At 33.4% G+C, this 10,223-nt stretch carries 12 protein-coding genes; 3 read left to right on the top strand and 9 right to left on the bottom strand.

Going from position 1 to position 10,223, the window contains the following annotated elements; genetic code table 11:
• Window positions 1-83: 83 nt before the first annotated feature.
• From phaC to TX86_RS06530, 3 genes are all read right to left on the bottom strand, one after another.
• On the bottom strand, window positions 84-1,172 hold the full coding sequence (gene phaC / locus TX86_RS06540) for a class III poly(R)-hydroxyalkanoic acid synthase subunit PhaC (RefSeq protein WP_042347377.1): 1,089 nt from the start codon (window positions 1,170-1,172) through the stop codon (window positions 84-86).
• Between the two features lie 65 nt (window positions 1,173-1,237).
• Entirely contained in the window at window positions 1,238-1,996 is a 759-nt protein-coding gene (locus TX86_RS06535) for a 3-oxoacyl-ACP reductase family protein (RefSeq protein ID WP_042350239.1), read from the bottom strand.
• A gap of 72 nt (window positions 1,997-2,068) precedes the next feature.
• Window positions 2,069-2,554, bottom strand: coding sequence for a poly(R)-hydroxyalkanoic acid synthase subunit PhaE (locus TX86_RS06530; RefSeq protein ID WP_052343562.1), 486 nt, complete (start codon window positions 2,552-2,554; stop codon window positions 2,069-2,071).
• A 247-nt stretch (window positions 2,555-2,801) separates the two neighbouring features.
• Between TX86_RS06530 and phaQ the strand changes: the two genes are divergently transcribed.
• The 3 genes from phaQ to TX86_RS06515 all read left to right on the top strand — a co-directional run bounded on the left by phaQ (window position 2,802) and on the right by TX86_RS06515 (window position 4,348).
• Entirely contained in the window at window positions 2,802-3,218 is a 417-nt protein-coding gene (gene phaQ, locus TX86_RS06525) for a poly-beta-hydroxybutyrate-responsive repressor (RefSeq protein ID WP_042347376.1), read from the top strand.
• A gap of 117 nt (window positions 3,219-3,335) precedes the next feature.
• Entirely contained in the window at window positions 3,336-3,899 is a 564-nt protein-coding gene (gene phaP, locus TX86_RS06520; RefSeq protein ID WP_042347375.1) for a polyhydroxyalkanoic acid inclusion protein PhaP, read from the top strand.
• Window positions 3,899-4,348: a MaoC family dehydratase gene (locus tag TX86_RS06515; protein ID WP_230203579.1), complete on the top strand. Its 450-nt coding sequence runs from the start codon at window positions 3,899-3,901 to the stop codon at window positions 4,346-4,348. The genes phaP and TX86_RS06515 overlap by 1 nt, the downstream gene beginning before the upstream one ends.
• A 123-nt stretch (window positions 4,349-4,471) precedes the next feature.
• Here TX86_RS06515 and TX86_RS06510 read toward each other — a convergent pair whose 3' ends face one another.
• The 6 genes from TX86_RS06510 to TX86_RS06485 form a co-directional block, all read right to left on the bottom strand.
• Window positions 4,472-5,626, bottom strand: a complete 1,155-nt coding sequence (locus TX86_RS06510; protein WP_439096721.1) for an ABC transporter permease — start codon at window positions 5,624-5,626, stop codon at window positions 4,472-4,474.
• Window positions 5,613-6,314, bottom strand: a complete 702-nt coding sequence (locus TX86_RS06505) for an ABC transporter ATP-binding protein (RefSeq protein WP_042347371.1) — start codon at window positions 6,312-6,314, stop codon at window positions 5,613-5,615. Before TX86_RS06505 ends, TX86_RS06510 begins: the two co-directional genes overlap by 14 nt.
• A gap of 1 nt (window position 6,315) precedes the next feature.
• Window positions 6,316-7,533, bottom strand: coding sequence for an efflux RND transporter periplasmic adaptor subunit (locus TX86_RS06500; RefSeq protein WP_042347369.1), 1,218 nt, complete (start codon window positions 7,531-7,533; stop codon window positions 6,316-6,318).
• Between the two features lie 16 nt (window positions 7,534-7,549).
• Window positions 7,550-7,768, bottom strand: coding sequence for a hypothetical protein (locus TX86_RS06495; protein ID WP_042347367.1), 219 nt, complete (start codon window positions 7,766-7,768; stop codon window positions 7,550-7,552).
• A 525-nt stretch (window positions 7,769-8,293) separates the two neighbouring features.
• Entirely contained in the window at window positions 8,294-8,950 is a 657-nt protein-coding gene (locus TX86_RS06490) for a response regulator transcription factor (RefSeq protein ID WP_042347365.1), read from the bottom strand.
• Between the two features lie 16 nt (window positions 8,951-8,966).
• Window positions 8,967-10,223 (bottom strand): sensor histidine kinase (locus TX86_RS06485; protein ID WP_195892869.1); only part of this gene is annotated, 1,257 nt, incomplete at its 5' end.

The following is a 10,223-nucleotide window of genomic DNA, read 5'->3' as shown; positions in this document are numbered from 1 at the left end:
TAGTTTTTTTATTAATTAATTTTAAAAAGAAGCCACTAAACCTTGCTTGTAGCAAAATTTAATGACTTCTTTACTTACTCCTTTTATTTCGAATGCTCAACTAACCATTGATCAATCGTTGGATAAGTTTTCTTGTTCGCTGCTCCACCAACTGTAATAGAAACGTGACCAGCTGGAATAACAACAAATGTTTTGTCTTTACTAGACACTTTATTCAATAATGGTTCCACTTGACGTGGTGCGGCTATATGGTCACGATCCGCTGCAAGATTTAAAATATTAGCTTCAATATTACTTAATCTCACTTCTTGACCACGGATTACTAATTCATCATTAATCAATTTATTTTTTTGATAAAAATCGCCAATCCATTGTCGATAGGCTTCACCTGGGAAAGGAATACCATCATGCACCCATTTTTGCATGAGCATCCAGTTTTTCACGAACTTTTCATTTTCAGCGCGATCCATTAAAGACACATATGGACCAACATAATTCACAAGTGGTTTTAACAACTTATTTCCTAAATCAATAGCTTCAGGTGGTACAATACCGAATGTATCGACCATTTTATCTAAGTTGAAATGTCGTTCATCTAACCATGTAGTAAATAGACCTGCATCCGAAAAATCAAAAGGGCTTGTTAAGAAAATCAAATTACGAATCGGTAAATTTGGATGAAGTGCTGCAAAAATAGATGTCATTGTACCACCCATACAATAACCGAAAAGAGTAATCTCATCCGCCCCTGTTTTACGTAACACTTTTTGAACAGCTCTAGGAATATAATCTAAAATATAATCATCAAGCTTCATATTACGATCTTCATAGCCAGGTGTACCCCAGTCTATTAAAAATACATCATGACCGCGATCTGTTAAATATTCAATTAGACTACTACCTGGTGTTAAATCCAAAACATATGGTTTATTTATAAGAGCATAAATCATTAGAATTGGAACTTTATTCGTCTTCGGTTTATTCGGTTGATAATGATATAGTTTTGCTTTATTTTTCGTCCAAATTACTTCCTTTGGAGTTTGCCCTACTTTTGGTTCGGGCTCTTTCGTTAAAACTTGTGAAACACGTTTGTAACGTCTATATTCTTTTTGAAATTCCTCTGGCATCAAATTTACCCATGATTCTAATTCCTTTGAAGTAGCAAAAGCCATATATTACTCCTCCTTATTTTCCCCATATTAAATACCCTATCTATGTAGGGTACTTATTCATATTTCTACATGTATGCTCCACCATTTACATTAATGCTTTGCCCTGTAATATAACTACTTTTTGCAAGGAACAGAACCGCTTCTGCTACTTCTTCTGTAGCTCCTAATCGTTTCATTGGAATTTTAGAAACAATTTGCTCTATTACTTGATCTGGTACAGCAGCAAACATTTCTGTATCGATAAATCCAGGACATACTGCATTGACAGTAACTCCATTTTTTGCTGTTTCAAGAGCTAATGATTTCGTGAAACCAATCATTCCTGATTTAGATGCAGAGTAATTTGTCTGACCAAAGGCACCTGACTGACCAATAATTGAACTAATATTAATAATTCGGCCATATTTTTGTTCAAGCATTGTATCAATAACAGCCGACGTTGTATGATAAATACTATTTAAATTTACATTTATTACTTCATACCAATCTTCCGCACTAAGTTTCTTGAAGGTACGGTCTCTTGTAATTCCAGCATTATTAACAAGGATGTCAACTCTACCAAATTGTTTTTTCGTTTCTTCTATTAAATATTGAGCCTCATCAATATTGCCTACATTTGCTTTACATGCAAACGCCTTACCACCATATTGGTTAATTTCAGCAATAACGGATTCGGCAGCATCTTTACTTGTATTATAGTTAATCATTACGCTCGCACCGTTTGCAGCTAATATTTTAGCAATAGTTGCTCCAATACCACGAGAGCCTCCTGTTACAATCGCAATTTTATCTTTTAAACTAGCATCTGCTTCTTGTTTTACCATGTAATTTTCATTAAGAATTGTCATCGGTATACACCTCATATGTATTTTTTAATAAAGAAAGAATGGAACTACTTACGCATTCGGTTTCTTCGATTCGATTTTTTGCTCATTTTTGGCATCAACTGTACTAGAAGCAACTACTTCTTTTTCTTTCTCTTGCTGAACAGTTTTTACCGCTCTTAAAATTTGATCCATTTTTTTATCTAGTTTTGAAATACTAGCCTTTAATTTTGATATCTCTTCAGTAACTGGGTTATTCATAAGTTCATCATCAATTTTTTGATCTAAACTTTCCACCTTATCTTCAACCTGAATAACTAATGACGCAATGTTAGAAATCTCTTCACGAGTTGGCATATTGATTTGTTTTAAATATACATCCGTCGAATTCTGAACTAATTCTTGATACTGCAAATATCCACTTTGTACCTGACCAAGCCAATCGGAAAATGCTTCTGTTTTTAATGTCTCATTAAGGACCTCATTTAAGTTGCCTTCAGTTTTGTCATACAAACTCTTCCACAAAGAAAATGGATCCATCGTTGTTTTTTCAGCCAACGACCTTCAACTCCCAACATATTTTTAATTTTTTCAATATACACTCACTTATATTACTATATATTCCCATCGAGAAATGATAAATGATACCAAAAATTACCACAATTTCCGACAAATTTCATAAGCTTAATGTCGAAACAACGGATATATTGTTATCTATTTCTATTTTTAGAATTTGTTGACATTTATACTTAGTAGGTGTAAATTACATATATAGGTAATTCACATTATTAGAAGGTGATTGAAGATGGTTTCAAAGAAAGAATCAGGGAAAGAAAAGGATAAAAAAGATCAAATCCCAGGTGCACCAAAGAACTTTATCGTCCCGGTACTCTTACTACTACTTAAAGATTGGAATGCTCACGGCTATGAATTAATGCAAAAACTAACCCAATTTGGATTGCATTCAATCGATCAAGGCAATCTATATCGCATTCTACGCCAGCTTGAAAAAGATGAACTAGTTACCTCCGAATGGGACACATCATCTAAAGGCCCTGCAAAACGAATCTATTCTATTACATCAGTGGGTGAGCAATATTTAGATTTCTGGGCTACATCATTAGAACAATATCAAAAAATGCTCAATCAGTTTTTTTATATGTATAACCCCTTCTTTATTTCAAACAACACTACATCAAGTAAAGATCCTCAAGAAGATTAAAAATTGTTTTATTTAAAAGCTAAACAATCATAACTCCATTAGGACTTAGTTTGTTTACTTAATTATAACTAGGTCAGTAATTGACCACTAACCAAAACTTTAGTTGGAGGGTTTTCAATGTCAACAGTTACAAAAGAAACTAACGCTACAAACGTATTTAACATTTTTAACGTATGGGGCAACAACGTAAAAGTACTTGAACGTATCGAAGAACAATCTCTTCAAGTTATCGATAAACAAAAAGAATGGATCAATTCAACTAGTCAACAATTGAACGAGTTCGAGAATTACTCAAAAAAAGTTACAACTGAATGGAAAAACAATGTTCAAGAAGGATTAGCGAAGAACCCTAAAATTTATAGTGAAGGAAACTTTACTGAATGGGTAAACAAACTTGAAGAAATTGGTCATATTTCACAAAAACTAGCTTTCAGCCCTGCTAAATCTTCTTTAGAAATTCTTGCAAAATCACACGCTAATTTTGAATCACTCTATCTAAATGCACTAGATCAACAGCAAAAAAGCCGTGACCAATTCTTTAAACCTTTTGAAAGTGCTAATGAACAACTTAAACAATCACAAGAGAAACTATTTAAACCGTTCGAAGATGCAGCAGAACAAATAAAGCAGGCACAAGAAAATTTTTTAAAGTCTTTCGAACTTCCAACACCAGCAAAGTAATGACAAATATAGCGCGTACCAAGGAGGAAAAGATGCAAGGAATTGCCTATGAAGATTTAAAAATTGGTGATGAAGCTAGCTTTTCTAAAACCATTTCTGAAGCCGATATTTATCATTTTGCAGGAATTACAGGAGATTTCAATCCTCTACATGTAGATAAAGAATTCGCCAAAACAACGATTTTCAAAGAACGAATTACCCATGGTATTTTAACAGCAGGTTTTATCTCTACCGTAATCGGAATGAAACTTCCAGGCGTAAACACTGTCTATTTATCACAAAATTTGAATTTTTTAGCTCCCGTGAAAATCGGTGATACAGTTACCGCCCAAGTAAAAGTTATTGAGAAAAAAGACCAGAAGAAAATTGTTCGCTTACAAACAATTGTAAAAAACCAGCATGATGAAATGGTTATTAATGGTGAAGCAACTGTAATGAAGAAAGGATAAATATTGTATGTAATGATAAAAGGACTATTAGTATCGTAACTATTGATGCTAACAGTCCTTTTTGTTATTCAAGCATACTAACCATTTATATGTAGGAATCAATGATCCTTACTATAAAAAATATCATCCATATCGTAAAGCTTGAATCGGGTCCAACTTTGATGCCTTAATGGCTGGAAAGACTCCGAATATAATACCTACTACAAATGAGAAGCCAAATGAAAGTGACATAACTGATATTGAAAGAGTTATAGTGGTTTCCGTTACTATCGAGAATATTTGAGCAGCTATAATTCCAATAACTACTCCTAAAATACCTCCTAAAGAACTTACAACAACAGACTCTACTAAAAATTGAAATAAAATATTTCTACGCTTAGCTCCAATTGCTTTACGAATACCTATTTCCTTCGTACGCTCTGACACAGAAACAAGCATAATATTCATAATTCCAATTCCACCAACAATGAGTGAAATCGCAGCACTACCTCCTAGCATTAGAATCATCGTTTGATTAACTGAAGATGCAGTTTCCATTAAATCTTCTTGACTCGAAACACTATAATTGTCACTATCACCTAGAAGTAAATAAAGAGCTTGTTCTAAGTTTCGTTCCGTAAAATTCACCATATTATCATTAGCAGCTGTGACGTAGACAGTACTAATGCTTGTACTTGATGTTAATCGTTGACCTGTACTTAAAGGAACAATAATTGTACTATCACCACTCGTTCCTAAGGAACTACCAACAGATTGTAGAACTCCAATAACACGATAAGATGTTCCATTTATTTTTATTGATTCGCCAACAGCATCACCTAAACCAAATAATGTTTCAGCCGTATCTGAGCCAAGAATCGCAACTTTCGAATGATTTTCTTGATCTAAGTCAGCAATAAATCGACCAGATTTCAATTGAAGATCACGTACATCAGCATAAGAAGATGTTGTACCAATTAATGACACTTGGGATGTATTACTACCATACTTTGCCGTTACGCGACCCGAAACGGTTGGGGCAATGTCCTTTACTCCATTCACTTCTTTTAATGTATTCACATCAGCTTCTTTAAATGATACATCTGACCCAGTTACATTTACTGTGAGAAGATTTGTTCCTAGACTCCCAATTGCACTTTGAACTTCAGCTGTCGACCCTTGACCAATACCAACCATCACAATAACCGAAGACACACCAATGATAATACCAAGCATCGTCAGAAATGATCGAACGATATTTCCTTTAATGCTTTTTAGAGCCATTTTAACGGTTTGCAAGCCATTCACCTCCATTCTCATATAACTTCCCATCTTGAATTTGGACAACACGACTTGCTTGTTTAGCCACTTCTAAATCATGAGTAATTAAAATAATCGTATGTCCTTGTTCATGTAATACCTTCATGATTTGTAGTATTTCTTTACTTGTTTTACTATCAAGTGCACCAGTTGGTTCATCAGCTAATAGTATGGGAGGATTACCTGCTAATGCCCGTGCAATCGCAACTCTTTGCTGCTGACCACCTGATAATTGACTCGGCAAGTGATGTCCACGATCTTCAAGTCCAACTTTCGCCAATGCTTCATATGCCATTTCTCTTCTTTCAGTTCCTCTTAAACCTCTATAAATAAGAGGTAGTTCTACATTTTCAACTGCTGTTAATTTAGGTAGAAGGTTAAAGTTTTGAAAGATAAAACCTATTTTCTCATTACGAATATCTGCTAGTTGTGAATCTTTCAGCTTTTCTACTTCTTTTCCATCTAAGTAATAGGTTCCTGAATCAGGTTTGTCTAAACAACCAATCATATTCATAAAAGTAGATTTACCAGAGCCCGATGGACCGATAATCGAAAGAAAATCACCTTTTTGAATAGATAATGTAATATCATGTAAAGCAACTACTTTCTCTCCACCAAGCTCATACATTTTTTTTATTTTTTCAATTTGAATAATCGGTGCTGTCATATTAATTACCTCCTCGTCCACCACCTGATGGAGGATTACCAGAAGGACTACCATTGCCTGATGGACGCTCCCCTTGACCACCTGGCATTTGTCCACCACCAAAACCACCTTGCATATTATTGCGACCTGTAGAATTATTATTAGATTTCACTTGAGGAAGTTGAACAGAATCTTCTTCAGATAAACCACTTGTTATTTCTACATACGTATCATTCGCAATACCTATTTCAACTGTTTGTTTTTCTCCTGTCTCACTTGAAGAGGAAGCTTTCAGGACATATTTTTCATTACCACTTGTATAAACAGCTTCTACTGGCACATATAATGCATTGTCTTTACTTTCTATTAAGATCTTTGCTTCAGTAGACATTCCAATTTTTAAGCTTTTCGGATCTGTAATTTTTACTGTTACATCAAATGAAGATACTCCATTTTCAGATGACCCTTCTGTTGCCACCGCCGTTACGACGCCAGCGAACGTTTCATCTTCAAATGCACTAGCGCTAATTTCTACAGCTTGCTTCACTTTTACCTTTGATATATCTAATTCATCAACACTGATTGTCGTTTGTAATGAAGTATAATCTGTAATGTGAGCAACCGCTGTAGAACTATCAACACTGTCTCCACTTGCAATCGCTAAACTTGTAATAGTTCCAGCTACAGGAGCTTGAAGAATACTACCATCTGTAAAACTAGCTATTGTCGTACCTTTTGTCACAACATCACCTTTTGCTACTTTTACCGTATCTACTACTAAACTAATTCCCCCACTTGATCCCATCTCACTATTGCTAGTATTTCTTGTAATTGGAGAAGTAACATCATCTTCATTCGTTAATCGAAGTAGAATCGTTCCTTTTGAAGCAACACTTCCACTTTTCACTAAGACTGAAGCAATTTCACCACTATTCGGTGCTGTTACAGTTTCGCCATTTGTAAATGTGATAAGTGTATCACCTTTATCAACATCTTCTCCGGATATTACACTAACACTATCTACAACTAATACCGTGTTAGCCACTGTTACATCTTGGTCCGTACTTGCCGTTACAGAACCTGAACCACTAATTGCAACCTCCAACTTACCTTTCTTCACCGTTGTAGTTTGCGTTGTCGATTGAGATTGATTTGTTTGGCTATCTTTTTGTAAAAAGAACCACGCTATTCCACCACCTACTAATATAATAACTAATGAAATCCAAATCCATTTCTTCAATTGGTATCACCCTTTCTTACAAATTTGATGAAGAAGTATTATCTGAGTTTTGTTGATTTTGAGAATCATTCATTTGTGGAGGTGTCATCGAACCCGAACCACCCATTCGCTCTCCCATTTTCGGACCATTGGACTGATTTATAATCAAATACGTCACTCCTGCCGTTGACAAGACACCTAAAATTAAATTAATTACCAATAAAATTTTTATCATGTTGTTCTTTATTTTTTCCATTTGTAATACCTCCAAAGTATATTTGCTAACCTTGAAGCTATTATTAATCAGTTAGCTTAAACGAACCTTAAAAAGTCTCCTATTCATTTTCGAATAGAAGACTTCTTATCATTTTTCGGAATACCGCAATGAATACATACTTATTCTTTCGGTAAATATAATAATATTTTCGGTGAATTTTTTTTCTAATCTATCTATTATTATAGGTAAGAGATATTAAGTTTTTCTTCTCTAATACATCTTATTTATTAGGGAAGAAAAACTTAAGTCCTACTTGAGGGTTGCTAATCATATCTACAATATGCAATGAAATACCATTCTTTGGTTTTGCAGATTATGATGAACACCAAGTAATGTCTTTAAGCAATGAAAAGCCACCTCTTTTGAAGGAGCTTTTCAGGGTTGTTGAACAAAGGGCTTTATCTCTCTCCAAATCCTCTTTGCCCATAACTAGGGATATCCCCTAATTATGGGTCTTTTTTTGTACAAAAAAACCACCAGTCTAAACTGGTGGCTATATATTCATTAATCAGCATTTACAAAATCCAACAATTGATATTTGCTTGCTTTCATTAAAGCTTCCGTTCTAGATTTAACCTTTAACTTTTGAAAAATACTTGTAAGATCATACTCTACTAAGCGTTGACTAACTATTAATTTTTCTGATATCTCTTTATTCGTTAATCCCTTTGAAACACATATAAGGATTTCCTGCTCTCTTTCAGTAAGACTAACATTGATTTTTCTATCATTACCCTCTATTACACCGATACCTTTGCTTTTTCTCAAGCTATGAAAAAGTTGAAGAGGAATAATGACTTCATCATTCAACGCACATTCAATTGCTCTAACTAATTGTTTATTAGATGCTGTTTTACTTATAAATCCTGAAACACCACTTTCAACTATTAAATTAAAATGTGTATTTAAATCATATCCAGTATAAATAATGATACGAGCTTCAGGATTCTTCTCAAATACTATTTTTGATAATTCTATGCCATTTAATTCTGGCATATATAAATCAAACAAAAACAAATCATATTTCGTAGCCTTCATCTTCTGCAAAACGTCATTTGGCGAAAAACAAATAGAAACAGAGAATTTATTAGTTTGTTCGAGCAACGCTTTTGTGCCTTCCGCAACAGAAACATGATCGTCCACTAAAAGTATATTAATCATTTCATCATTCCTCAATTTAATTAATATGAATAGTGACTCTAATTATCGTACCTTGATCAGGTGCAGAATTAATTGCTAATTCTCCATTCATGCTTTTGATTCTCTCTTGCATAGTTGATAATCCAAAGTGTTTTTTATTCGTTAACAATGTATTACTATTAAATCCAACTCCATCATCTTCATACAATAATTCCAAGCTTCCTTTAGTCAAGCTTAAACGGATGAAGATACATTGAGCATTCGAATGCTTCTTTGCATTCGCCATTAATTCTTGAACAATCCGATAAAGAGAAATTAAAATATCTTGATCTAAATTGAAATAATATTCTTCTCTATCTACCTGAAAAAATAATTCAAAATCACCAGCATCGATATATTTATTAAAGAGTATAGAAAGGGAATCTATTAATCCAATTTCTTGCAAGAATGGTGGATTTAAATCATAACATGTTTCTCTAATAAAATTAATTTGATCATTTAACTGTTTCTTTATGATTTCTACCGACTCCGTATTAACATTATTATTGCTTTGCAATATTTCGATTTTTTTATATGTAAAAATCAACTCTTGTAAAATCGAATCGTGAATATCTTGAGCCAGTTTGCTTCGTTCTTTTTCTGCGAGTAGAATCAATAATCTAGATACAGTAGTTGAAGGATTACTTATAGAAGTATTATAAACCTCACTCATTAATTCTTCCGTTTTCTTCAAGTTCTCTAACAATAAGTTAGTATATAAACAAAGTGTAGTGAGCCATTCTATTTCTTCATTATTTAGTTTAGTCGTATTACGCTTAAATGATAAAACCAGAATATCATAGACCCCATCATTTTTCCCTGTTAAAATTGCATAGCCTTCATCCAGCCCTAGTAATTCGCCAACCTTTACTGCATAATCTTTACATTTCTTTCGTACTGGTATTAATGCATGCTCATTAATATCTTCCGTAGCACAAAAAATGTCACTAGAATAATTATATTTCACATACTTTACATGAGCGATATCAAGAACATTTCTTATTTCTTTTGTAACGTAAAAGAAAAGATCCTCACTATTCTTAATTTGACTTGTGTTTTGTGAAAAATTAGTTAAACTATCATGAATCTTTTTACTCTTTGTATACACTGATGTAGTGAAAAAATCTTTTAAAAAAAGTAACAACAATATAATAACAATTGAAATCAAAAAAAACTGAAAAAGATAAAATCCATCATCCACCTTGAAATATAAAAAGCTAACTAATAATATTGCTATAGTAAGTGACAATATAAT

The organism is Bacillus massiliigorillae (genome assembly GCF_000380245.2).
Classification (GTDB): Bacteria; Bacillota; Bacilli; order Bacillales; family DSM-1321; genus Bacillus_AD; species Bacillus_AD massiliigorillae.
Note: the sequence above shows the minus strand (reverse complement) of the source record. Positions and strands in the feature narration are given on the sequence as shown.